Below are 25,389 nucleotides of genomic sequence, written 5' to 3'. Positions count from 1 at the left end.
TGCATCTGCTGAATCGAGGCGTCGCGCATCAACGCGCGCCCACTGCCTGTTCCAGTCGCGCGGCGGCTGACAGTGCCACCTCGTCGCGCCAGCGCGGCCCGATCACCGTGACACCGATCGGCAGTCCGGCAGGGCCCGTGCCGACCGGCACGTTCACGCAAGGATTGCCGAGCAGCGTCCACATCCGGCTGAAGATCGGGTCGCCGGTCGAAGCGAGGCCCGCGGGCGCTTCACCGGGTGCGCTCGGTGCCAGCAGCACATCGAACCAGCCGAAGAGGGCGGCCAACGCTTGGCGGCCCCGCTCGGCCCGGGACTGCAAAGCCGCATAGCGGGCGCCCCCCAGCGACGCTCCCGCCGCGAGAACTTCGCGAAAGGGCTCGCTCAGATCGTTCCGGCATGTCCGATACTCGGGCGCGTACGCGAGCGATGCTTCGTAGCTCATGATCGCGCTCTGCACGTCGGCGAGATTGTCGCAAGCCTGCGGCAGCACCGCGTCGGCGATCGTTGCGCCGGCTGCCTCCAGCAAACGCGCCGCGTCGCCCAGCGCCTGGCGGCTGGCCGGCGTCGCAGCATCCCAGTGCGGCGTCGTGCACACACCGACCCGCAGCGAGCTGGCCTTCTGGATGACGAACTCGCGCTGCGCAAGAATCCCCACGAAGAAGGCCGCGTCATCGACGCGGCGGGTCAGCACGCCGATGGTGTCGAGACTCGGCGACAGCGGTTTGACGCCGGCGGTCGGCAAAGTACCGAAGGTTGGCTTGTAGCCGACGATGCCGCAGAACGAAGCCGGACGCAGGATCGACGCCGCGGTCTGTGTGCCAAACGCGACCGGCGCCATGCAGGCTGCCACCGCGGCGGCCGAGCCGCTCGATGAGCCACCCGGCGTGTGCGGTTCGTTCAGGCGGGGCGAACGCGGGTTCACGGTCGGTCCCGGTTTGAACGTGGCAAATTCGGTCGTAACGGTCTTGCCCAGCACGATCCCGCCGGCGGCGCGCACCGCAGCCACCGCCGCGGCATCGACCCGAGGGCGATGTGCCGCGTAGATCGGTGAGCCATAGCCGCTCGGCATGTCGGCGGTGTCCATCACGTCCTTGACAGCGACCGGCACGCCGGCAAGCGGGCCGGCCGCACCGCCTGCGGCATCGATGCCGCGCGCCTGCGCGAGCGCCTGCGCCGCATCGAAGTATTGCCACGCCTGCAGCGCGGCCTCCTGCGCCTCGATTCGCTGGATATAGGCGCGCGCTACCGCTTCCGCAGTCAATGTGCGCTGCGCCACCTTCTGGGCGAGTTCGCGTACGCTCAAGCTGAGAACGTCAGTCATAGCGTGTTTCCTCTAGTCGGGTCGTCAGGCGAAGTACGCGGCGCGCACTTCATTGTTTTCGGCCAACTGCTGCGCGGTGCCGGACGCAACGACGCGCCCTTGTGACAGCACGTAGCCGTAGTGTGAAATCGCGAGCGTCTGGTGGGCGTTCTGTTCGACAAGCAGCACAGCGGTGCCCAGGTCGTTGATCTGCTTGATGACCTTGAAGTTCTCCTTGACGAACAGCGGCGACAGCCCAAGAGACGGCTCGTCGATGAGGAGCAGCCGGGGCGCGGCCATCAGACCGCGGCCGATCGATACCATGGCCTGCTCGCCGCCCGACATCGTGCCGGCGAACTGGCGCGCGCGCTCCCGCAGGCGCGGAAAGATCGCATAGACGCGCTCGATCCGTTCACGCAACCGCGCGCCGCCTTTCTCGAGGTAGGCGCCGAGCATGAGGTTCTCTTCGACGCTCATGCGCGGAAAGACCTTGCGCCCCTCCGGAATGCAGGCGATACCGCGTGCAATGATGCGATGGGTCTTCTCGCCTGTGAGATCGGCGCCGTCCCAGAGCACCTGTCCGGCGCGCGGCGGCGTCAGCCCGAGGATCGAGCGGATCAGCGTGCTCTTGCCTGCTCCGTTGGCGCCCAGGATACACGTGATCTTGCCTGGCGCGACGTCGATCGAAACATCGTGCAGCACGTCCACCTTGTCGTAGCCCGTGCGGAGATTGCGGATCTGCAGATTGCTCATGCGGCCTCTCCCAGATAGGCCGTTTGAACCACCGGGTCCGCGGTGATCTGCGCGAAGCTGCCATCAGCGATCTTTCTGCCGTAGCTGAATACGATGCAGCGCTCAGTCACACGCTCGATCACGTTCATGTCGTGTTCGATCAACACGACCGTCAGGTTGCGCAGCTTGCCGCGCACCTCGAGGATGTCGTCCATCAGTTCATGGGTCTCGTCGTGCGTCATGCCGGCCGACGGCTCGTCGAGCAACAGCAGTTGTGGACCGCTCATCAGCGCACGGCAGACCTCGATACGGCGCCGGTCGATCATCGAGAACGTCCCAACCGGCTCGAACAGCCGATCGAGCAGCGGCGGACTAAAAATCGCCAGTAGCTGGCGCACCCGTTCGACGGCTTGCTCATATTCGGCGCGAAACGCGCCGCGCCGGAACAGGTTGAAGAGCATGCCACGCTGCAGGTGCTGGTAGTCGCCGATGACGATGTTGTCGAACACGGTCAGCGGCAACGACAGGCGCGAACGCTGGAATGTACGCGAAATGCCCGCGCGGTAGATTTCTTGCGGGCGCAGGCCGGTCAGGAGCCTGTCGTTGAAGCGGATCGCGCCGGCACTCGCTTTGTAGATGCCCGTCAGCACATTGAAGAACGTGGTCTTACCCGAGCCGTTCGGGCCGAGCAGGCCCAACACTTCGCCCGCGCGGATATCGAGCGTGAGGTTGTCGAGCGCCGTGAGTCCGCCGAAGCGCATCGTCAAGTCCTGCACTTGCACGAGGGATTGGTGTGCGGTCATCGCGGCACCTCACTGTTGAAGAACTGCCGGGTCCGGCGCGGCAGCAAACCATCCGGGCGGAACAACAGAATCGCGATCACGACCACCGCGTAGAAGAGGAAACGGTACTCCTGGATGAACTGCAGCTTCTGCGGCAGCACCAGTACGATGAAGGCCGCCGGCACCAGGCCGAGCGGATTGCCGAGACCGCCCAGCACCGCAATCGAGACCAGCAGGAGCGAATCGCTGAAGGTGAAATTGTCGGGCGATACGAAGCCGGTCATCATCCCGTACACACTGCCCGCCACGCCGGCGAGGAAATTGCCGAGCATGAAGGCGATCACCTTCCAGCGTGCAATGTGAATGCCGAAGGTGGCCGCGGCCGTCTCGTCGGTGCGCACGACATCCATGCTAAGGCCGATCCATGACCTCTCGAGCCGCTTGATGACCACATACGCAGCGGCGAAGATCACGAGGCTGAGCAGCGCATAGGGGACGTAGAACGAGACGTCCTGGTCGAACAGTTCGAGTCCGTCACTGAATGAATAGCCGAATGTCGAGATGCCGGGCAGGTGCAGCCCCTGCGGTCCGCCGAGCAGGTTGTTCACCTCGACGAAAGTCTGGAACAGGATGCCGAACGCGATCGTCACCAGGGCCGCATAGTGGCCGCGCGTGCGCAGCACCGGCAGAATCAGGATCGAACCGATTGCGGCCGACACCACCCCGGACAGCACGATCAGCAGCAGGTGAGGGATACCTGTACGGGCCGCCAGCACGGCGATCGTATAGCTGCCGATGCCGAAAAAGGCGGCGCCGGCGAAATTTGCTATACCCACATAGCCGAACTGCACGGTGAGACCGAGGCAGGCCGTCGAGAACAGCAATACCGTGCAGATCAGCAGCAGCACATAATGCACGTCGTAAAACACGGCGATCAGCGCCAGCGTGCCGACCAATGCGCACCACGGTCCGGCGCGTGGGCTCGAGCGCGTTGCGACTTCGATGCGCCCGGTCAGTCCGAACCGGTTCGCGGCAAACACCGCCACGGCCGCAACGACCAGCAGCACGCACACTTCGATTTGCGACCGCGCCTGCAGGAACAGCCACAGGTAGACGGTAATGACGAGGGCCAGCGCGATCTGGATGGCAACGCCGCCGCGGCCACGGCCGCGTGCGAGGGATGGGGTCAGCGTACTCATACTCGTTCACTCATTCGTTCGGCAATCAGTCCCGTCGGCTTCCACGCCATCAGAATGATGACGACAGCAAACGCGAACACGTCCTTGTAGGCGCTGGGAATGTCGGGAACCAGGGCGGGCAGCGCGGCGCTGCCAAGCACCTCGAGCCCGGCGAACAGGAAGCCGCCCAGAATCGCGCCATACACGTTGCCGAGGCCGCCCAGAATGGCCGCCGAAAACCCGATGACGCCGAGCAGCAGTCCTTCGTTGAAATTGATCTCGTTGTAATAGAGACCATTCATCACGCCGGCCAGCGCAGCGATGGCCGAACCCAGGCCGAACGTCAGCAGCACGACCGCGCTGAAGTCGATGCCCATCAGCCGCGCGGTTTCGCCATCCTGCGCGACAGCGCGAATCGCCAGTCCGAGCCGGGTTCGCGTAATCAGCAGATGTAGGCCGATGATCACGACGAGCCCGGCCAGCAACAGGATGATGTTATCGACGCGCAGCCCAAAGCTGCCGAGCTTCACAAACGACGTGGGCAGCAGCGCCGGAAACGGTTTCGGATTGGCGCCGTCCGGATAGAACAGACGCACGCATTCGCGCAGCACCGAGCCGAGCATCAAGGTCGCCAGCAACGTATTGAGCGGTGGCGCCCGATGCAGCGGCAGGATCAGGAAACGCGCGATCGCTGCGCCCAGAAGGCCGGTCACGACCACGGCGCACACGAGCACGGCCGCCAGTTGCAACCATGGGGAACGGATGCCGAGCGCCGACACGCCAAGCGACGCGGCGAGGCCGGCGAAAGCGCCGAGCATCAACACATCGCCGTGCGAAAACTGAATCGCGTCGAGCACGCCGAAAAAGAGCGTGAACCCCACCGCGACCATCGCGTAAATCATACCGAGCATGAGCCCGTTGACTATGTACTGCCCTAACGCATCCATCATTGCCCTATCAAGCGGATCATCGAACTGCGCGGCACACAGGCTGCGCCGCGTTGGTCATCGGCGGCCCGCGTCAACTGGACCGGGCCGCCCGGTCACAGACCCTTTAATTTCCGTTGGCCCTTTGCGTACGCACTGTCCTCCCAGATCACCCACTTGCCGTCCTGTACGACGTACTTGGAGACGAGCGGCACGATGTTCTGGCGATGATCGTCGAACGTCACCTTGCCGATGATCGTATCGACGTTGCTGGTGTGGTTCAGCGTGTCGCGTACCTTGTGGCGGTTCGGACCGTCCTTCTCGACTGCATCAATGATCAGATTCGTCGCCGCGAATGCAAATGCGCCGTAGGCTTCCGGCGGCTCGGCATACTTCTGGGCGCTGTACTGCGTGAGGAAGTAGGCGCCGCCCGGCAGCTTGTCGGTGGGTGCGCCCTCGAGGAATGACAGCGAACCTTCGGCAACGGCCTGGCCGGCGCCGTCGATGTACGCGTCGGACTTGATGCCGGAGGTGCCCTCGAACTGCGCGTTGATGCCGAGCTTCTGCATCTGTGTACGGATGCGTACGCCGATTGGCGTCAGGCCGCCGAAATACACGACCTGTGGCTTCAGATCACGGATTTTGGTCAGTTCGGTCGTGAAGTCCTGCTGGTCCGCGGACACGCCGATGTCGGCGAGGATCTGGCCGCCGTCCTTGGTCAGGGCCTCGCTGAAGTACTTGTTATGGCCGTTGCCGTAGTCGGTCGTGTCGTGGATGATCACAAACTTCTTGTAGCCGAGGCCCGTCATGAATTTCGCGGCGACCTGGCTCTGGTTGATCATGGTGCCGTTGACCCGGTGGACTTCCTTGTAGTCGTTGCTGTATGTGACATCGGGCAGCACGGCGCCCCACACCACGACCGGCAGGTTGAAGCGATGGTAAACGTCCACGCTCGCCACTGCGACGGCCGAGCAGAAGTTCGTCACGCCGGCAACGATGCTGTTGTCCGATGCTGCCTGCGTGGCGACCTGCACACCCACGTTCGGTTTGCATTCGTCGTCGAGCGCAACCAGCTGGTATTGATATTTCGTTTTTGGCTCCGCATTGCGCAAGCGCACGGCGAGGTCCGCGGAGTTACGGCCGCCCAGGCCAATCGACGACACACCACCGGTTAGCGGTCCAATGAACGCGATCTTGACGACGTCTTTCGCGAAAGCCGATCCTGCTAGCAGCGACCATCCGAGCGCTGCGAATCCCATTACCTTCGAAAGCTTCTTAATGCCCACCGACATTCCCCTTTCATTAAATTCAAGCTCTTGGATTAGCATTCAAGTATCTTGAATTCAGTGTAACGCAAGTTGCATGCCATGGGTGCCAGTTACGAACGGACGGCCTGTTATCGAATGGCAGCGGCGATTTATGGGGCGCCGGCGAGACTGCCGCAGAACGGTTCCCGCACCACATGACGCTGCCCACGCACGACCGAGGTGCACGAGGCAAGGCGATGGCGTGCCGAATCAGTGCATCGGACGCCAGGCATCTGATTCACTTCTCCAATATTCGGTAAGCGGTGGCTACCGGGCGCACGGGGAGACAACCGCTAACCATTCATAAGCTGCAGTTGGTCAAGCGAAACGGCGAACGCACGTCGACGACGAGATGCAACGGTCAGCGGTCGAACGTGTTTAATTGCCGCAGGCGCGGGAATTTCCAGAACGGAGTAATCGGAGCGGCATTGCGATAGGGATGCGGAGTTTGTTCAGAACGTGATAGCGCCGGTTAGACCGACAGTCGAGAAATGTCAGGTCTCCCTTGCGGCCTTGATGAACGTTTCGGCAAGTTCGTCAAAGTGTCGTAAGGCCGCAGGCTTGAGCCCGATCTGTTTGCCGCGAACGTCTTCCGTATCACTGAGTGTGAGCCAGCCGTTTTCCCGCATCGACGTGACGCGGGCATGAAGGGTAGCAGGCGATCCGAACTCGCTTTGGCTCATCATGTCCCGGACTGACTTGCGATTGTGCATCAACTGCGGAAAGCGCGCCTCAGTTGCCGTGCCGTCGCACTGCCGCTGACCATGCCGTTTGGTCGCCAAGGGCGATTTTATGAACGTTCGCTGCGCGCACCCATTCGCGGGCTTGGCGCTCAATGAGATCCATGAAAGCAGGGGGGCCGCTGCAGTAAATTTGTGTGTTGGAATGAGTTGGACTCATTGCGTGGGAACTCTTCTGCGCGAATAGATCATCGGACAGGCCGAAATGGTGATAGACCTCACCGTGACTTCGAAGCGCGTCGAATTCTTCTCGAAGAACTGCGCGGTCGGCCGATCGGGCGAAATTGTGCACCTCGAACCTTTGACCCGCCGATGCAAGCCGCTTCGCGATTCCCGCGATCGATGCTGCGCCTATTCCGCCAGCAAAAAGGATAGATCGCGCACGATCGTCCAAAATTGTCGGGGGGCTTTTGGGGGGGCCGACAAACACTTCGTCTCGCTCATTCAACGGAAACCTGGTTAACAGACTATCCGTTCTGCCATCACCTTCTTGTCTCATGCCTACCACGTAACCATCGGGCAGGGACGAAACACCGAGCAATGGATAAATTCTTTGCTTGTCGCCAGCGCTATTCAGACAGAGAGTGACGCACGATCCATCGTTAAATGGCGGAAGCGCCGATCTGGACGTTGTTCGAAGTTCGACGGCATGGTACCCCTTAGCAATTTGCCATTTCCGGCCCACGATGACGGGAATCAGATTGTCGCGCATGTCTTCTCCAATAGGACCTGCTTCACAGGTGGAACTCTAGCCGATACCGCGTAAGAGATGGAGAGGGGAGCCGGGTTGTAGCCAACCCGCCGTGATGATCGGGCGTCGAAGCCCGCGTGGTTAAAGGCGTTGAGCGATTAGTGCAAGGATGGTATTTCCAGAACGTACTTTCTGGCTATTGATCACATCACGGTGACGAAACTTGGCATAGCATAGTAAATGCACTTGGGAACGGCATGTCCATCAAGGATGACAAGGCAATGCTGCTGCTTTCACACCGATCCATGCACGATCGCTGATGCAGACTATAAGAAACTTCAACTTTATCTTGTGGGCGGGAGAAGGCACTATAGTTTTCCGTCCGCTTTAAAGGCCTGTCGACCGGCAAAGAGGCGTCACGTTCGGCCACTGCAGACAGGCGGGCGAGGAATCGTTTTCGCCGTCGTCAATAGATGAAGACGGCTGTATCCTTGGCAGGGGTGCCCATGCATCGCGCACGTCAGAGCGGATTTCATGCACAAGCTCACGACTCGGTTCTGCCGCGAGAACCAAGCGGTGGTTATCGAGGACCTGAACGTCAGAGGGATGCCGGCGAACGAACGACTTGCCCGGGCGATCTCGGATATAGGCTTTGGGATCTTTCGCCCCTTGATACGCCGCTACGTCGCGCTGAGCGTTTCGGCTCAATTGCGAAGCCGCGCGTAGCCATGCGGGATCTTTCATCGATCGCTCTTCATCCCCGGCGTTACTCGAACTGGCGTGCGGTGATACGGCGTGTTCGAGCGCGTGCTGTTCGACAACTTGACAATACCCAAAACACTGCTGCATTTCATGGGAACAGTTCACGCCGAGTGTCCCTTCACCGCTCAATTGCTCGCTGGAATACAGACCGCCAGAGCGTCACCCAGCCGCGTACGCAGTCTGGCGCTGTTCGCCGAGTCCCTCGATGCCAAGGCGAATCGTCTGACCTGCCTTCAGGTACATCGGCGACGGCTTTACGCCCATTCCAACTCCCGGCGGCGTGCCGGTGGAGATCACATCACCCGGTTGCAGACTCATGCACTGGGACAGATACGACACCAGCTTCGCGACACTGAACACCATGGTGCGCGTATTGCCATTCTGGTAGCGATGGCCGTCGACTTCGAGCCATAGATCGAGTGCCTGCGGATCAGCCACCTCGTCGCGTGTCACGAGCCAAGGGCCGATTGGACCGAAGGTGTCACACCCCTTGCCCTTATCCCACGTACCACCGCGTTCGATCTGCCATTCGCGCTCCGAGAGGTCGTTGATGACGCAGTACCCCGCTACGTACGCAAGCGCATCTGCTTCGTCGACGTACTTGCAAGGCTTGCCGATGACGACTCCGAGTTCAACCTCCCAGTCGGTCTTTTTGGAGCCGCGCGGGATTTCAACGCCGTCATTCGGGCCGCACACGGCGCTCGTCCACTTGTTGAACACAATCGGCTCCGTGGGCACCGGCAGATTCGACTCGGCCGCATGATCGACGTAGTTCAGGCCGATGCAGACGAACTTGCCGATGTTTCCAACGCACGGACCGATGCGCGGTTCGCCCTGCACGAGAGGCAACGACGCTGGATCGACGGCGCGCACCCGAGCAAGTCCGGCGTCCGTCAGCACGTCACCAGCGACGTCGGAAACGACATCCGACAGATCGCGAATCTTGCCTTCGTGATCCAGCAAGCCCGGTTTTTCCTGGCATTTCGGCCCATAACGAAGCAGTTTCATCGCTGTATTTCCTAAGGAATTCTATTGAAAAGCGAACTTCTTTGAATCGCCCGTTTAGTTCGAGCTCTCGCCGCGTGACGTATCAGCCGCTCACATGTCGACGCTGGCCGTCGCAATACCAACCTTACTGTGCGCCGGCGGGATACGTTCCTGGATCGGTCAGCGTCGATGCGGCATCAATGCTTGAGCACCCGTGACAGGAACGTTCGCGTTCGCTCATGCGTGGGACTGTCGAAAATGACTGCCGGCTTGCCCTGTTCGAGCACCTTGCCGTGGTCCATGTAGATGACCCGGTCTGCCACCTCGCGCGCGAAGCCCATTTCATGGGTAACGATCATCATCGTCATCCCCGAACTGGCAAGCTCGCGCATCACTTCAAGAACCTCGCCTACCATCTCGGGGTCAAGTGCCGACGTCGGCTCGTCAAACAGCATGATCCGCGGCTCCATTGCCAGCGAACGGGCAATCGCGACCCGCTGCTGCTGTCCGCCGGAAAGCTGGGAGGGGTACTTGTCGACATGGGCGCGTAATCCAACGCGGTCGAGGAGCTTGCGGGCGATCGTTTCGGCGCGCGCACGTGGCCACCTTCGGACGCGGATCGGCGCAAGCATCACATTTTCCAGAACGGTCTTGTGCGGAAACAGGTTGAAGTGCTGGAACACCATGCCGACTTCCCTGCGGATATCGGCCAATTCCTTCCTCGACGTTCCGAAGCCATCCTCCGATGGCGCCAGCTCGATGCCATCGACAATCAGTCGGCCGTCGCCGAAATTCTCCAGCCCGTTGACGCAACGAATCAGGGTCGACTTGCCGGAGCCGCTTGCACCGATAATGACAACCACTTCGCCACCCTGTACCTGCAGATCTATGTCTTTCAACACGTGAAATGCGCCGTACGATTTGTTCAGCTTGTGCATTTGGACAATCGCAGACATATCCACTCCTTCGTCAAAAATATCTTCACCCAGCAAAGAGGCCGGCCATCAATTTGTTCGACGCGCCGGTTAGCGCGCCCCTTCGCTCATCTTCAGTTCGATACGGCGAGCCCCGTACGATATGAGCGAGCCGATCACAAGATAAGCTGCGAACAGAAAAACGTAGACCTCATATTGCGAGCTGCTGTACTGCGGATTGGCGAGCACCGTTTGTCCCGCCTTCAGGAAATCGGTGAGCCCGATGATGAACAGCGCCGGTACGTTGTTGAACAGGTCAAGCACGTTCCCGACGAGCGCAGGAATCACCGCCTTCAACGCCTGCGGAAGAACGACGATGAAACTCTCGTCCAGCTTGCTGAAGCCCAATGACTGGGCTGCCTCCGATTGCCCCCGTGGCACGCTCTGAATACCCGCGCGAACATACTCGGCGGCGTAGGCTGCGTAGAACAGGACGAAACCCGCGACACCCCGAGCCAGATCGGGAATGTGAATGTCAGGGGGAAACACCAGCGGGATAATGATCCATGACCAGTAGACGGTACAGACGAGCGGCACGGAACGCATCAATTCAATGTACCCCGAGCACACCAGTCGCAGGCTCGAGAACCGACTATTTCTGCCGAATGCCAGCAGGATGCCTGCCGGCAGGCTGAGCAAGGTAGCAATCACCGTCACTAGGACGCTCAGGAGCAGACCACCCCATCGGTCGACGCCGGCCGGAACCAACAACGCGCAGAGGGCACCCACGCCCAGAAGCCACAACAGGCCCATGCCACGACCGATCTGCGGCCAGCGGCTCGTAGCGGCGCATGCTACAAGTGCAATGGACAGGCAGCCGAACGCACCGGCGAGCCACTGCAGTTGCATCCCGTAAGATACCGCGGCGGCCACCGCCAGAGCGGCTGCGATGACAACATAGCGCTTCCAGCGTTTCGCGATCAACACGAGACCCAGTGTCATGCCGAACAGTGCGCTCAGTCCAGCCCCAGCGACCAGCGCACGCCAGATCTGGTCCCCGGGAAACGTCCCGACCAGCAATACGGCCAGATTGTCGACCACGACCGACCAATGCGCCGTGAACAGGACCCAGCGCGCGGCAAAGATCGCGACATACAGCGTCAGCGGAATCGACACCAGAGAGAGCAGTGAACTGGATGGGCTCGCAAACAGGTTGTGCCGCGCCCAGCGGCCGATCGTCATCGCCATTACCGTGCTCCTTTCTTCATGACACGCCGGTTGTACAGATTCGCGATTGCGCTGATGGACAAACTGATCAGCGTGTAGACCACCATGACGATGATGATGCCTTCCAGCGCCCGGCCGGTCTGGTTGGCGACAGTCCCATATACACTGAACATATCGGGAAAGCCGATCGCAATCGCAAAGGAGGTGCTCTTGGCCACGGTGACGTACAGGTTGCCAAGCGACGGCAGGATGACGCGTACCGCCTGCGGCAAGACGACGACCCAGAGGGATTCGCGATGAGCAAGACCTAATGCCGCAGCGGCTTCCCACTGTCCTTTGTCGATCGATTGCACCGCGCCGCGGACCACTTCAGCCACGTACGCGGCGAAGTTCACGCCGAGTGCGATGATCAGGCTGGCCATCTCCGGAGAGAAGCCTGCGCCGCCCGACACCGAAAAGGCGCTGGCCTGCGGCATGTCGATGCTGAACGGCCGTCCAGCGAACGCCAGGCCCAGCACCAGTACCCCGGCACCAATTGCAAAAGCCGCGCGACGCCCACCTGGCGTGCGAAGCAGCACGCCAATCGCGAACACGGCCACCGCGAGTCCTGCAAACCACGCGCAGCGGGAGAAAGCCGGCGTTGCGACCAGCCACGGGATAAACACACCTTGACGGCTCGCGATCAATGCGCCATGCAACAGCGACGCATCCGCCAGGCTCGGCAGTTGCAGCAGCACCGCGAAATACCAGAAGATGAGCTGGATGAGCAGCGGCGTATTTCGTATGAGTTCGACAAACGCCCACGCCCAGTTTTTGACAATCCAATTCCTTGACATCCGCCCAACGCCGACAATCACGCCGACAACCGTGGCAAGCACGATAGATATGAGCGTGACGACGAGCGTGTTATAAAAACCCGCAAACAGCGCCTGGGCATACGTCTGCTGGGAATTGAACGGAACCAGCGACAGGCCATGCGGACTCTTGGCTATCGTGAGACCTTCACTGAGGTTGAAGCCAGCGGGCTGCTCGAGAAAGTCGAGGCTAAAACCGATGCCATGGCGTCGAAGACCTTCCCATACCAGGCCCAGGAAGGCCAATACGGTCGCGACGATACCCGCAAGGATCAGCGTCTGGATCGCGGCTGCTCGTGTGCGTGCCAACCTCCGCCGCTTCAACTCCGATTGTGAAGCGGGCGAAAGAGGACGGCCGAGCGATCTGTTTTCCGTGCTGGACAGCTTTACTTGCGACACGGTTCCTTCTCCACGGGCAGTTCATCTGGTTTCATATCCGGACTCCGCTGAAGACGGCGGCAGGTTACTCGCCACTGGCTTCAGCGCGACTCACGCTGCTTAATACCAAGGCGGCGAATACATCATGCCGCCTTCGTTCCACGCCGCGTTCAGAGAACCCTTGCGCTCGATCGCATAGGGTGTCTTTGGGCCAATGTTGCGGTCGTAGATTTCCCCGTAGTTGCCGACGGACGCGATGACCTTCTGCACAAAATCAGGCTGCAGCCCGAAGTCCTTGCCGAGCGTACCGTTCACCCCCATGAATTTTTGCAGGTACGGGTCAGTGGTCTTCACGAAGGTTGAGAGATTGGCCGACGTGATGCCGTGTTCTTCGGCTTCGAAGGTCGCATTCACAATCCACGTCAACGCGGCGTGCCAGCGAGGATCGTCCTGCGATACGAATCCAGCCAGCGGTGATTTGTCGAACGCCTCAGGGAGAATCTCGAAAGCAGCCGGATTGCTCGCATTGCCGCGCCAGCCAGCCAAAGCGGACTTGTCCGTCACCATCGCATCACAACGTCCGGAATTCAGGGCGTCGAACAGCTTGTTCGTGTCCTGATAAGTCAGCGCCTTTGTCGATGTTTTCCAGTTGTGAGCCTTGAAGTAACCGGCCAGCATCTGTTCCGTTTCCGAACCTTGGGTGGTGCAGAACGTTGCGCCGTTGAGGTCGCTAATGTGTTTCACTTTCAGTGCGGTCTTGACGAGGACGCCGGTGCCGTCATAAAAGTTGGTGGGCAAGAAGGAAATGCTAAGCGCCGCCGACTCGCGCGTCGGAGTGACCGTACTATGGGCGAAGACGACGTCGGCCTGTCCGGTGCGAAGCGCGTTGAAGCGGCTCCGGTCCGTGACGATCACATACTGGACCTTCTTCGGATCACCTAGTACGGCGGCAGCGGTCGCTTTGCACAGATCGACATCCATCCCTTCCATCTTGCCGGTCTTCGTATTCAGATAGCCGAATCCCGGCGTCGCGTTGTCCGTGCCGCACAACAACGTACCGCGCTTGACTACCGTGTTCAAGTGATCTTCATCAGCGTGCGCAGCCGACATCCCCAGAGTCAAGGCGCCGCAACTCACCGCCAGCCACGCAAAGAGACGGCCTGCATCAAAGCGAATCTTCATGACATTTCTCCCGCCCGGAAAGATGACGTCGACCCGCCTGTTCCGGACACCATCGGCGCGACGCAAAGATACAACCAATCGTTAATATTCAATTCGTATTCCTCTACATCGCCGCCATTTCATCGCTCGGCAGAATCAGCCAACACAACTTGTCGAGCCAGTCGCCAACGTGAAATCCGCTATGCTGATAGGTGACTTGTCAGCGGGCGGATCAATTGATCGCCAGCTTTCACCAGCCCCTGAATCGTGGCCACTGCGCTGCGATTTCCCGCGAGCCCGTGCGAATCAGCTCGTAGTTGGCGTGCTGGGCGGCGGTCGCGCAGGCATGATTCGGAAGGATGCGCACCAGCGAACCGATTGGCAAGTGAGGCAGCGACGCCTCACTACCGTTTCGTACGGCGATAATCCCTTGCTCCTGGTTCGCCTGGACCATGATCAGGTCGGGGTAGGGCACGCCGTCGACACTGCACACGACACCATAACCCTGGTCGATGCGCTGCGACGCCGTACCGCGATCGCGCGACATCGCCATCCAGCCCGCATCGACGAGAATCCACCCCTTGTCTGCCTGGTGACCGATGACGGTGGCAAGCACGCTGAGCGCGATGTCGTCGACCGTGCAAACCTGAAGACCCGTCATCACGAGATCGAAGAAGACGAACACACCCGCACGCACTTCCGTGACGCCCGTCAGGTCGGCCGCGAAATGAGCCGTCGGCGTCGAGCCCACGCTAACGACGGGGGCGGGCAGTCCCGCATCGCGCAACACCGTTGCGCAACCGACCGCGGCAGCGCGTTCGCGTTCGGCGATTGCGACGATCTCTTCGATGCTCCTGCAGGCGTACGATTCCCCCGCATGAGTCATGACGCCGCGCAATTGCGCACCGCCACCGTGCAGCGTGTTTCCGATGGTCACCAGGTTGACCGTGTCCTCGAGCCGCACGCCGGCACGATGACCGTCCGAGTCGATCTCGATCAGCGTTGGAATACGGTCATTCGTGCGGCGCGATTGCTCGGCCACCGCACGCGCGGCGTCGACGTTGTCCACCACGACCGACAAGTCGATGCCCTGCCGGCGCAACGCAGTCACGCGCTCGAGCTTGCTGGGCACCACGCCTACACCGTAGAGGATGTCGCGCAGGCCGCCGGCGGCAAACTGCTCCGCCTCCTGCAGGGTCGAAACCGTGGCCGGTCCGCCCGGACCATCCATCACGCGGCGAGCCACTTCGATCGACTTCGGCGTCTTCAGGTGCGGGCGCAACTTGACACCGCGTTCCGCGAGACGCGCTCGTAGACGCGTGATGTTGCGCATCATGCGGCTCTCATCGAGCAACAATGCGGGGGTGGGTAAGCACTCGATTGAACTAGACATTGCTGCGCGCGACTCGCTGCTGCTGCCCGGCGCACTCGGGTCCGTTGATATTCGTATGCTGCTCGGCATATATCCGACCGTGGAATGGGTTGCGGGTACTTACAGCGCGACGACGCCGGTCTTGATCTGCGCAAAACTGCGCAGTCCCTCCGCGCCTTTCTCGCGCCCATACCCCGAACGCTTGAAGCCGCCGAACGGCAGTTCAACGCCACCCGAAGCGCCGTAAGTGTTGACGAAGACCTGTCCCGCCAACACCTCGCGGATCATCCTGTGCGCAGTGCTCAGATCGCGCGTCCACACGCCGGCCACCAGACCGTAGTCCGTGCCATTGGCGAACTGCACCGCCTCGTCGATGTCGCGGAACCTGGTCACCGCCAGCACCGGCCCGAAGACTTCTTCCTGGCCCAGCGGGCTATCCGGGTCGACATCGTCGATCAACGTCGGCTGCAGGAAAAAGCCCTCGCCGAACACGCCGCCGTTCAGCGCGCTGCCGCCGGCGACGATCTTCGCGCCGTTGCCGCGTGCCTCGTCGAGGAACGACAGGACGCGGCTGCGCTGCGCCTGCGAGATGAGTGGCCCGAGGGTCAGGTCGCTCAGCGCCGGACCGATCGTCACGTTGGCAAAGGCCTGCTGGATGCGCTCCACCAGAATGTCGTGCACGCTTTCGTGGACCAGCAGCCGCGAACCGGCCGAGCATGTTTGGCCTGCCATCTGAAGAATGGCGTTGACCACGCCCGGCACGGCGCGTTCCATGTCTGCATCGGCAAACACGATATTGGGCGACTTGCCGCCCAACTCCAGGGTCACGGGAATCACGCGGTTGGCGGCCGCGCGAGCGATGGTGCGTCCCACTTCGACCGAGCCGGTGAACGAGATATGGTCGATGTCGCTGTGGCCCGTCAACGCCGCCCCTGCCGTCTCACCATAGCCGGTCACAACGTTCAGCGCGCCGGCGGGCAAGCCCGCTTCGAGTGCTAGCGATGCCAGTCGGAGGGCCGTCAACGGCGCTTCTTCAGCAGGCTTCAATACACAGCAGTTGCCCATCGCCAGCGCCGGTGCGATGGTGCGCGCGAAGATCTGCATCGGGTAATTCCACGGAATCACGTGCGCCGTGACCCCATGCGGCTCCCATTGCGTAAAAATCATTGTATCCGCGTTCAACGGAATGGACGATCCGTAGTGTGTTTCGACTGCGCTTGCGTAGAAGTCGAAATACCGCGCAGTGAGTTCAGCATCACGTCGCGCTTGCCGCAAAGGCTTGCCCGTCTGCAGTGCTTCAAGATGCCCCAGATCATCCCGGTCACGTTCGATCAGCTGCGCGAAGCGGCGCAAAATCCGCGCGCGGTCAGCAACCGCCACCTTGCGCCACTGATGCGACGCGCGCCGTGCCGCGCTAACGGCAAGGTCGATTTCCGCAGGACCACAGTCCGGCGTCTCGGCGATGACTTCGCCGCTGGATGGATCCAACACCGCGACGGTGTTGCGTGTCTGAATCGACTCACCGTTGATGACTGCGGCTACCTGCTTCATTGCTTGACTCCTCAATCGTTCGTGGATGGATCACCGCCGATAGGTAGGGACCCGTCCCAGGAAATTCGCCGGGGCTCGCTGCGCCTGCGAGCACGCGACGGCATACGACGGAGCGGATTATTGGCAGCCAAAATGCCTCTCGGGTTAACGCCGCGTAAATTTCATCATTAACACCAGGGTTAAGGACGGTCCGCAAAAGGGCTCTGTCGCGCTAAGTCGTTCAGGTAAGATTTGGTCTCCCGAAATTCACGAAACCGATGATGGCCAGGACGAAGTAACCGCGAAAGACACTGCCTGTGGGCGTGGCGCGGGTACTGAACGGCTGCACTATCGGCTGGGAGTGATCCTGCAATGCGTGCGGTGGTATGTGGCTTACTCGCTGAGCCTGCGTGATCTCGAAGAGATCATGGCCGAACGGGGTTTCGAGGTCGACCATTCGAGCATGCACCGCTGGGTGAGCATGAAGATCCGAAACGACGCGGGAGCATGGGTGGACGAAGAATTTGGGACGCTGGATTCGGGCGATCCACGGCGAGACCGCCGCGAAGGAACTGATCAAACGGTTTGCCAACCGGCCCACGGCCAGCATTCCGGGCGCGTGCGAAGGCTGGGCCGAGACGATGGCGGCATATCGCTTTCTGGGCAATGAGCGCATCGACTGGCGCGACATGATGCAGCCGCGTTGGGATCGCACCACGGCGCGCATGGGAGCGTTGCCGGTGGTGCTGTGCATTGCCGATACGACAGAACTGAACTTTAACGGTCAGGACATCGAAGGAGGGGGGGCGCCCCACTCAGTTATGAAGCACAGGTGGGCATGTATCTTCACGCGACTTATGCGGTGACACCGGATCGGGAGCCGCTGGGTGTGATGAATGCCTGGAGGGGGGCGCGCGAGTCACGCGATGCAAACGGCGGGCGTGGCGGTGTCAGGGAAAGTGCGCGGTGGCTTTCTGCATCGATTGCATTTCCGGATTGCGCGTGCCGGAGCCATTCTCTGTCGAACTGGGCGCGGCAATCAGGGTGGCGTCGACTGCCGACCCAGCCTTAAGCATCAGGCCTCTCTCCGTCAGGATTTCATTGACCAGTGCCAGCATTTGCACCGCCAGTCCGTGCGTTTCCAGCAGGTGGCGAAACCGGAGAATCGTGCTTTCATCCGGCAAGCGATCCATCCCGCCGTCGAGACCTGTTGAGCGGAGAGTGGACTAATGCGCATCAGGAACCGCCGAACCAGTTGTAGCCCTGATTCTCCCAGTAACCACCGGGATATTCGTTCGTCACACCGATCGCGACGATATGCTTCGGATTCTTGTAGCCGAGTTTGGTCGGCATGCGCGGCTTCATCGGGAAGCCGTATTTCGGCGGAGGCACCTCGCCGTCATAGGTCAGCGTGAGCAGCGTCTGGGCGTGCAATGCCGTTGGCATGTCGATGCTGGTCCAGTAGTTGTCCGCGCAGTGCAGTGACACGTACCTCGCGGTCGTGTCCATGCCCGCACGCTTCATGAAATCGGAGAAGCGCACGCCACCCCAGCGGCCGATCGCACTCCATGCTTCGATGCAGATATGACGCGTAATCTGGCTTTCCTGCGGCAACGCACGCGGTTCGTCGAGCGTCCAGACGCGTTTGCCATTCGCGAGGCCACCCACCTGGAGCCGGTATGTAGCGGCGTCGACTTCGGGCACATCGTCGATATCGTAGAACGCGTTGAACTGAAACGGCCGTGTGATCATCGACTCCGGATAGATCGGGGCCATCTCGTTCGGATTGAACAACAGCGCTTGCACCTCGTCGTTGAAGAACGACATTCTGCGCAGCACGGTGTTCACCGACTTGTCATTCGACAGATCGCAGCCTGACAGCGTCGCAATGCCGCCGAGCGTGAGAACTCGCTTTCCGAGCAGCCGGCGCGTCGGATTTTTCAATTCGTTGCGCGCATCCTTGATGATGGATTCAGCGTGAGACGAAAGAAACGTATCGGGCTTCACAGCCCTTTTTCGAAAAGTCATGGTTATCGTCCGCCAATCATCAGAAACAATGAGCGCGGCACCAGCGCGACCATGACGACGTGCAGGACGAAGAACGCAACCAGCACGCCCATTGCAAAGAAATGCACGACGCGCGCATTGTCGTAACCGTCCATCAGCGTACGCAGCAGCGGGAACTGCACCGACTTCCATATCGCCAGTCCCGACAGGATTACGACGCCGATATCGACGATGGCCACGAGGTAGGCGAATTTCTGTACCGCGTTGTAGCGTGTGAGGTCCTCATGCGCAAGCGTGCCACGCAGTGCGCCGACGAGATCGGTTGCAAGTGATTTGAAGCTGACCGGCAGCAGTTGTCTGCGCAGACGTCCGGAAGCGATATTCAGCCCGACATAGACGAGGAAATTCACAAACAGCATCCACATGATCGCAAAATGCCATCGCAAGGCCCGGCCGAGCCAAGCTCCCAATGTGATTGCGGAAGGAAACCGTAAGACCTGAAAAATCGGTGAAGCGTTATAGATCTGCCAACCGCTTGTTACCATCAGTACGACAGCGAGGGCGTTAATCCAGTGTGTGCAGCGGACCCAGGCGGGTTGAATCGTTGTGCGAATCAAAGCGATCCCGTGATTGATGAGGTTTCCCATTGTCGGACTGCTGGCCTGCCTCGACGCAGGCCTGCGTCTCCATACTTAAACGTAACCTGCGCGCAACTATTCCATTGCGCGACAAATAATTTCTCTTACAAGCGACCGCATGCGCAGCATTGTGGCCAAATGCGTTACACCCGTCGCCCAAGGACACCACGCCCATCGCAAAGGGCCCGTGCTGCCCGGCAGCAGGCGCTGGTTCGATGCAGCGACGTGGAGATTCGACACCGCCGTCACGGTCGCAAGATCACGCGCCTCAGCAAATGCGTTTCGCTTGCCGGGCGCCGCGGTAAATCTCAGCAGCTTCTGCAGCGAAGTCGTGGGGGATTTACATCGAGCACCTTCGGAGGAAGCGCGGATGCGCCGTCGAGCAACGCGTCTAGTCCAAACTTTCGGTTGCGGTATTCAACTTCGATGACGATGAGGCATTGACGTTACCGTTGCGCGCGCCTTACGTTTCTCAACGTACTTGCCAACGTTCCGCCTACTCGGGTCACACCCGTGCGCCTCTGTCATGGTCTCGTCCAGAAGCCACTGACATGATCCGGCAGATCGGCGAATCAGACGTACTGGATGCCAACTTCTGGCCGCCACATATCGCCTCATTTCTAAAGCAGGTGCCACATTTTGGTCATGTTAAAGGCCCATTCTCCCGGATGCCTTACGCGGTTCTGAGTCAATAGTTGTCTCCCTGTAACGCGTGCCGTGAAGTCACGAGTTCCTTTGTTCTGGCTGCACTGGACGCTGTTTCCTTCAATCAACGGCAGATAAACAACGAACATGACATCAAACAGTCGACGTGATTTCCTGCGAGCCGCTGCGCAAGCGGCCGGCGCGGCCACCGCGCTGGGTGCAGTGCCTATCGGTATCCGCAGTGCACTGGCGATACCCGCGCACAATGCGACCGGCAGTATCGAGGACGTACAGCACATCGTTGTCTTTATGCAGGAAAATCGTTCTTTCGATAACTACTTCGGGTCACTACGCGGCGTGCGCGGCTTCGGCGACAAGCGTCCCATTCCGCTTACAACCGGTAAGTCCGTATTCTTCCAACCCGCCAGCAACGCCGACGGCTATGTCTTGCCTTTCCGGCCCGATCTTCCGAACCTCGGCTTGCAGTTCGTGCAGGATCTGGATCACAGCTGGCCCGGCACGCATGCGGCATGGAACAACGGCCGCTATGACCAGTGGGTGCCGGCCAAGGGCACAACGACGATGTTCCATCTGACGCGTGAGGACATCCCGTTTCACTATCAACTGGCCGACGCATTTACGATTTGCGATGCCTATCATTGCTCGGCCATGACGCCAACCGACCCGAACCGCTACTACATGTGGACCGGCTGGGTAGGCAACGACGGAAGCGGGGGCGGCCCTGTGATCGATAACGCCGAAGCCGGTTACTCATGGGGCACATTCCCGGAAAAGCTGGAGGCCGCCGGCATATCGTGGAAGGTTTACCAGGACACCGGTTCCGGTTTGAATCCGTCGACCGGCTGGGGCGATGACAAGGATCCCTTCATCGGCAACTTCGGAGATACGTCGCTTCTGTTCTTCAAGCAGTATCAGAACGCGCATCCGGGCAGTCCGTTGTTCGAAAAGGCACGCACGGGTACGCAGGTCGAGGTGAGCGGGACATACTTCGACATACTCAGAAAGGACGTGCAGAACAATACGCTGCCCCAGGTTTCGTACATCGTGGCCCCGGAGGCGTTTTCGGAGCACGGCAACTGGCCGCCGAACTACGGCGCATGGTATGTCGACCAGGTCCTTCAGGCGCTCACGTCCAACCCGGAAGTTTGGAGCAAGACAGTATTGCTTTTGACCTACGACGAGAACGACGGCCTCTTCGATCACATGCCGCCGCCGTATGCATCATCCACGCCCGGAACTGGCCTTTCCACGGTCTCCACGGCGAACGAGTTTTTCGCGGGTTTGGGCAACAATCAACCCGGTCCCTACGGTCTTGGGCCGCGCGTACCGATGATCGCCATCTCACCATGGTCAAAGGGTGGTTATGTGTGCTCCGAAGTCTTCGACCACACATCGATCATCCGCTTTATCCAGAAACGTTTCGGGGACGGCAACAGCCTGGAGGAACCGAACATTACGGCATGGCGCCGCACGGTATGTGGAGACCTGACATCGGCTTTCAACTTCAGGAACCCAAACGACGGCTTCCCGCAACTGCCCGTCACCACGTTTCCGGCGGACAAGATCCGTCACCCGGACGTCGTACCTGTCGTGCCGAGCGCGCAGTCACTACCGAGACAGGAATCCGGCGTACGGGCGGCACGCGCACTGCCGTACGAGTTTTTCGTTCGCGGCGGCGTGAACGGGCAAGCCAACGCGTTCCGTCTGCACATGACGAACACGGGGCGCGCGGGGGTCAACCTCCTGGTCTATTCGGGCAATGCGACGGATCTGCCGCGCAGCTATACGGTTGAAGCAGGTAAGGAGCTTTCGGACGATTTGATGCTCGCTCCCGGGGGGATCTACGACTTTTCCGTGTTCGGACCCAATGGCTATCTGCGCCGTTTTGTGGGCAAAGCAGACTCTACGAGGAATCAAGGAACAGCGGTTCAGGTTGCCGATGGCTACGATGTCGCAAACGGCAATCTGCAACTACGTCTGTCGAACCCGGGTAAAGCGCGATCCGTCTTCAAGCTCGACAGTGCCTACAACTCGCCGGTGAGCGGCGAACTCAGCGTGCGCGGCGGCGATGTCAGCGTTCTGATGATTGACCTGCGAAATTCATTCGGGTGGTACGACCTGACAGTGACATTCGCCTCCGACAAAAACGCCCTGTGGCGCATAGCCGGTCACGTGGAAACCGGGCGTGACAGCGCATCAGATCCGGCGCTTGGAGGGTGACGTTAAGTCGTCGACGCCAGCCGACCGGTCGTCAACTTCCTGATGGTCGTTGACGAGCGGGGCTCCATTCCACGGGCCATGAGACCCACATGCGGCAACGAGCGGGCCGGTACGGCCGCTCGTCGTTCTATCCTTCGCTCCGCGGACATAAGCGCCGCTGATCATGTGAAAACCACTTCCAGACATGCAGATGATCAGCAGGATAGTCACATCGATATTCCGTCGCGGGCACCACGCATGGGCACGCGTAAATTGCCGCCTGGCGGACGATAGCGACGACACGAATTGGTCGCACGCCTTATTGGGTACCGCATTCTCGCGGCAATATTCCTGTCCGCCATGCTCGGCGCGTGCGGAGACAACAGCAATGCGCCGGACGCCGGTTCCATTTCAATCTTGACATGTTGACAAAGTCGGTTCGCACCGGCAATGCACTCCGCTAGAAGTGCTTGGACGGGACAGCTAGCCGTCTCTGGCGCCTCGCTTGACGACATTGCATCGAGCCTTGGACATTCAGCCCTACATCGACGAATCTATGCGTCCATAGACACCCGTCGTCGCCGTCGGACCCGCCGCGAAAAACAACGTGTTGGAAGGCTGGTTGTCGGCGTTGTTGCCGAACGCCAGTCCCCAAAGTCCTGGCTGCGTCACTTTCGAACCATTGGCCTGCGTGAGCGGCCCTTTCGACTCGCCAGTCGCAGGATCGAACGCATTGATGGTGCCGTCGCCGAAGTTGCCGATCAGTAGGTCGTTGCTGAACGCGCCGAAATTGGCCGGCGCCATGGCGATCCCCCACGGCGAATTGAGCGGCCCGTTTGACGCGATGCGCCTGATCAGGTGGCCGGTGGTATCGAATGCATCCACCACGCCGTTGCCCGCACCGCTTTGATCTCGGTGACCATCGGGCCCGAGCTTCGCATACGCCACATAAATCGTATTGCCGACGGCTTGGATGCCGAACGGATTAAACCCCGCAGGTACGTTCGGATCGCTGAAGGCGCCGGCAACCGAAACTTTCATGAAAGTCCTGTCGAACATATCGACTTTGCCGTTATGGAAATCGGCGGCGTACAGCGTGCTTGTGCCGGCGTTGCTGGCGATCGCAAGGCCTGTGTATTCGGCTGCGCCTGCGCCGTCATCGTGAACGGTGACAGCCTGCGTCGGCAGCACCTTAGGCGACCAGGCCGCGATCGTGCCCGCGAGGGTGGCAAAAATGAATGCCGCGTTGCCGGCTGCGCCATTCGCCGTGACGGCGAAGTCAGTGGTACCGTTGAAAACGATGCCGGTCGGACTCGCGGGTTGACCGCTTGCGGCCGGCGGTAGTGTAACGACGAGCGACTGCACCACGCCATTGCCGTCATACAGCGACGACTTCTGTGTATTGTTGTCCGATACCCAGACGGGGGTGGTCGGACCGAACGCGATGCCCCAGCTGTTTTGCAGATTGGGGTCGACGTGCGGCGCGGCGACGCTGCCGTCGGACACGAGAATGGTCGACTTGAATGTTCCGGCGGTCGCCGTGGGCATGTTGTTGTTCGAGTTGCCGCCGCACGCAGCAAGTACGAGCGTGGCCGCTCCAGCAAGCGAGAAAACACTTGCACGCTTATGCATGTCACCTCCTGATCGGTAAATGATTTGCTTATAGTCCCCACGCGGCACGACCACTGGCAATGCGCGTCGATCCTTTTCTGTTCTGAACGAACGCTCCAACCCGCGGCGTCGTCGATGGCATCCTTCCCCGCGAACCTTCGCGTCGGTGTTGCGTCGTCATTGCACATTGAACGACCAAACACGCATGTTTATTCCGTCCGATCCGTATTGGAGCCATCTGAGGTTCACATTGTCGGGCGGTGGTACGCACGGACGCGTTGATATTCAGGTTCTGGTGCAAATAGGTCACTGCACCGGCTAAAGTAGCGATCCAATCAAGCTGGTGGGCGGCGATGAGCAAAGGGAAGGGCCTGGCGGGGTTGTTCGATGGTCGGCATTTTGATCGGGAGATCATTGTTCTGTGTATGTCGAGGCCATCCTGAAATGTCGTAGTGGCAGCAAAGTAGAAATGTCGTGGTTTGTACCTTGTTATCTCTTTGACGCGGTTCTGAGTACAGCGTCCTGGAGGCTGGCCGTCGTTCTGCCAATCGCGGTGTTCAGATCATCAACTGTGAGCTCCCGCTGCTTCTTTGTCCCTGCCTTGCGCTCCTTCAGCCTTGGCGCCTGCCCCTGATTGGTTCGTGACGGCGAACCTGACGCGAGGCGGTTATCGCGATCGGCCTGAACGTGTTGCACGAGCTGCAGCACGTGGCCCAGCCGCTTGTTATCGACCACCGCAGCCTGATCGATTTCCGAGAGCCGGTCATACGGCACACAGGGCAGGGCAGCGCCATTCACCCGGATAACGGTGAACCAGGCGGCGGTTCGCCACGGTATCCTCCAGCAGGTAGATCACCCGGTCGTACTGCACCGTCAGTACCTTCGACACGCGCCGCGGCACACGAACCGTCAGGATCAGATCAAGATCGTTATCCACCCGCAATGGCCGATGCGCATCGAATGTGTTTCGCGGCATCTTGCCAAACCGGCCGTTAAAGTCAGCGATGAAGTGGGGCGCGTAAGCGTTGACCGCCTCCTTCGTGCTGATGCCGCGCAGCCGCAGTTCCTTCACCAGCCGGTCCTGCAACGTCAGGTTGGCGCGCTCGACGCGCCCCTTGGCCTGGCTGCTGTTGGCGCAGTGTCAATGTCGACCGTAATTTCCCCAGAAGTATCGAGGTAAAATTCCCCACCCTGTGTAATCGGTGATCAGCCGGGGTTGTGATCAGCTGAGCTCCGTTTGGGACGGCCTGGCCATCAACCGGCCCGTTGCATCGTCGATGAACACCAGCAGCGTGCAGGCCGGCGCGCGTTCCTCGAACCACCGGTGATCGCTCCCGTCGATCTGCACCAGCTCGTCCAGGCACGCGCGGCGGTTTCTCGGCTGATGCAGCTTCCGGGGCCGCTGTTTGCGCGGAATCCATAGCCCA

General features: G+C 60.4%; 20 protein-coding genes and 4 pseudogenes. 3 read left to right on the top strand and 21 right to left on the bottom strand.

What is annotated here, in order from left to right:
* Positions 1-28: 28 nt before the first annotated feature.
* The 16 genes and pseudogenes from PQR02_RS08840 to PQR02_RS08765 form a co-directional block, all read right to left on the bottom strand.
* Positions 29-1,321: an amidase gene (locus tag PQR02_RS08840; protein WP_408228479.1), complete on the bottom strand. Its 1,293-nt coding sequence runs from the start codon at positions 1,319-1,321 to the stop codon at positions 29-31.
* A 24-nt stretch (positions 1,322-1,345) separates the two neighbouring features.
* Positions 1,346-2,053, bottom strand: a complete 708-nt coding sequence (locus PQR02_RS08835) for an ABC transporter ATP-binding protein (protein ID WP_408228476.1) — start codon at positions 2,051-2,053, stop codon at positions 1,346-1,348.
* Positions 2,050-2,835 (bottom strand): ABC transporter ATP-binding protein, encoded by a 786-nt coding sequence (locus tag PQR02_RS08830; protein ID WP_408228473.1) that lies wholly within the window; start codon positions 2,833-2,835, stop codon positions 2,050-2,052. Before PQR02_RS08830 ends, PQR02_RS08835 begins: the two co-directional genes overlap by 4 nt.
* Complete coding sequence (locus PQR02_RS08825) at positions 2,832-4,013, bottom strand: branched-chain amino acid ABC transporter permease (protein ID WP_408228470.1); 1,182 nt, start codon at positions 4,011-4,013, stop codon at positions 2,832-2,834. Before PQR02_RS08825 ends, PQR02_RS08830 begins: the two co-directional genes overlap by 4 nt.
* Positions 4,010-4,939, bottom strand: a complete 930-nt coding sequence (locus PQR02_RS08820) for a branched-chain amino acid ABC transporter permease (protein WP_408228807.1) — start codon at positions 4,937-4,939, stop codon at positions 4,010-4,012. The genes PQR02_RS08825 and PQR02_RS08820 overlap by 4 nt, the downstream gene beginning before the upstream one ends.
* 95 nt (positions 4,940-5,034) lie before the next feature.
* On the bottom strand, positions 5,035-6,177 hold the full coding sequence (locus PQR02_RS08815; protein ID WP_408228804.1) for a branched-chain amino acid ABC transporter substrate-binding protein: 1,143 nt from the start codon (positions 6,175-6,177) through the stop codon (positions 5,035-5,037).
* Positions 6,178-6,719: 542 nt separating this feature from the next.
* Positions 6,720-6,935 (bottom strand): annotated as a pseudogene (locus tag PQR02_RS08810) (winged helix-turn-helix domain-containing protein); the annotation flags it as partial.
* Positions 6,936-6,957: 22 nt separating this feature from the next.
* Positions 6,958-7,677, bottom strand: coding sequence for a ferredoxin reductase domain-containing protein (locus PQR02_RS08805; RefSeq protein WP_408228467.1), 720 nt, complete (start codon positions 7,675-7,677; stop codon positions 6,958-6,960).
* Positions 7,678-8,043: 366 nt separating this feature from the next.
* Positions 8,044-8,400 (bottom strand): hypothetical protein, encoded by a 357-nt coding sequence (locus tag PQR02_RS08800; RefSeq protein WP_408228464.1) that lies wholly within the window; start codon positions 8,398-8,400, stop codon positions 8,044-8,046.
* Positions 8,401-8,577: 177 nt separating this feature from the next.
* Positions 8,578-9,426, bottom strand: coding sequence for an ureidoglycolate lyase (locus PQR02_RS08795; protein ID WP_408228461.1), 849 nt, complete (start codon positions 9,424-9,426; stop codon positions 8,578-8,580).
* Between the two features lie 176 nt (positions 9,427-9,602).
* Complete coding sequence (locus PQR02_RS08790; protein ID WP_408228458.1) at positions 9,603-10,361, bottom strand: amino acid ABC transporter ATP-binding protein; 759 nt, start codon at positions 10,359-10,361, stop codon at positions 9,603-9,605.
* A 69-nt stretch (positions 10,362-10,430) separates the two neighbouring features.
* A complete protein-coding gene (locus PQR02_RS08785) occupies positions 10,431-11,567 on the bottom strand; it encodes an amino acid ABC transporter permease (protein WP_408228455.1) in 1,137 nt (378 codons plus the stop codon).
* Positions 11,567-12,799 (bottom strand): ABC transporter permease subunit, encoded by a 1,233-nt coding sequence (locus tag PQR02_RS08780; RefSeq protein ID WP_408228452.1) that lies wholly within the window; start codon positions 12,797-12,799, stop codon positions 11,567-11,569. The genes PQR02_RS08785 and PQR02_RS08780 overlap by 1 nt, the downstream gene beginning before the upstream one ends.
* A 99-nt stretch (positions 12,800-12,898) precedes the next feature.
* Positions 12,899-13,960 (bottom strand): transporter substrate-binding domain-containing protein, encoded by a 1,062-nt coding sequence (locus tag PQR02_RS08775; protein ID WP_408228449.1) that lies wholly within the window; start codon positions 13,958-13,960, stop codon positions 12,899-12,901.
* A 229-nt stretch (positions 13,961-14,189) separates the two neighbouring features.
* Positions 14,190-15,332 (bottom strand): alanine racemase, encoded by a 1,143-nt coding sequence (locus PQR02_RS08770; protein WP_408228446.1) that lies wholly within the window; start codon positions 15,330-15,332, stop codon positions 14,190-14,192.
* A 99-nt stretch (positions 15,333-15,431) separates the two neighbouring features.
* On the bottom strand, positions 15,432-16,862 hold the full coding sequence (locus tag PQR02_RS08765; RefSeq protein ID WP_408228443.1) for an aldehyde dehydrogenase family protein: 1,431 nt from the start codon (positions 16,860-16,862) through the stop codon (positions 15,432-15,434).
* A 296-nt stretch (positions 16,863-17,158) separates the two neighbouring features.
* Between PQR02_RS08765 and PQR02_RS08760 the strand changes: the two are divergent.
* Positions 17,159-17,319, top strand: a pseudogene (locus PQR02_RS08760) (IS6 family transposase); the annotation flags it as partial.
* A gap of 46 nt (positions 17,320-17,365) precedes the next feature.
* Positions 17,366-17,707 carry a transposase DNA-binding-containing protein gene (locus PQR02_RS08755; RefSeq protein WP_459252047.1) on the top strand — a complete coding sequence of 114 codons (342 nt, stop codon included), beginning with the start codon at positions 17,366-17,368 and terminating at the stop codon, positions 17,705-17,707.
* 105 nt (positions 17,708-17,812) lie between these two features.
* Here PQR02_RS08755 and PQR02_RS08750 read toward each other — a convergent pair.
* The 3 genes and pseudogenes from PQR02_RS08750 to PQR02_RS08740 all read right to left on the bottom strand — a co-directional run.
* Positions 17,813-18,049, bottom strand: a pseudogene (locus PQR02_RS08750) (IS5/IS1182 family transposase); the annotation flags it as partial.
* Between the two features lie 28 nt (positions 18,050-18,077).
* The gene (locus PQR02_RS08745) at positions 18,078-18,869 is read right to left on the bottom strand and encodes a molybdopterin-dependent oxidoreductase (protein ID WP_408228440.1); all 792 of its coding nucleotides are present in this window, start codon (positions 18,867-18,869) and stop codon (positions 18,078-18,080) included.
* A 2-nt stretch (positions 18,870-18,871) separates the two neighbouring features.
* Positions 18,872-19,495 carry a cytochrome b/b6 domain-containing protein gene (locus PQR02_RS08740; protein WP_408228437.1) on the bottom strand — a complete coding sequence of 208 codons (624 nt, stop codon included), beginning with the start codon at positions 19,493-19,495 and terminating at the stop codon, positions 18,872-18,874.
* 783 nt (positions 19,496-20,278) lie between these two features.
* On the opposite strand from PQR02_RS08740, the gene PQR02_RS08735 reads away from it, so the two are divergent.
* Complete coding sequence (locus tag PQR02_RS08735; RefSeq protein ID WP_408228434.1) at positions 20,279-22,372, top strand: phosphocholine-specific phospholipase C; 2,094 nt, start codon at positions 20,279-20,281, stop codon at positions 22,370-22,372.
* Between the two features lie 519 nt (positions 22,373-22,891).
* Here PQR02_RS08735 and PQR02_RS08730 read toward each other — a convergent pair.
* Together PQR02_RS08730 and PQR02_RS08725 are read right to left on the bottom strand one after the other, a co-directional pair.
* Complete coding sequence (locus PQR02_RS08730; protein ID WP_408228431.1) at positions 22,892-23,983, bottom strand: TIGR03118 family protein; 1,092 nt, start codon at positions 23,981-23,983, stop codon at positions 22,892-22,894.
* Between the two features lie 468 nt (positions 23,984-24,451).
* Positions 24,452-25,389 (bottom strand): annotated as a pseudogene (locus PQR02_RS08725) (transposase family protein); the annotation flags it as partial.

It is taken from the genome of Paraburkholderia sediminicola, assembly GCF_046026895.1.
GTDB classification, from domain to species: Bacteria; Pseudomonadota; Gammaproteobacteria; order Burkholderiales; family Burkholderiaceae; genus Paraburkholderia; species Paraburkholderia sediminicola_C.
Note: the sequence above shows the minus strand (reverse complement) of the source record. Positions and strands in the feature narration are given on the sequence as shown.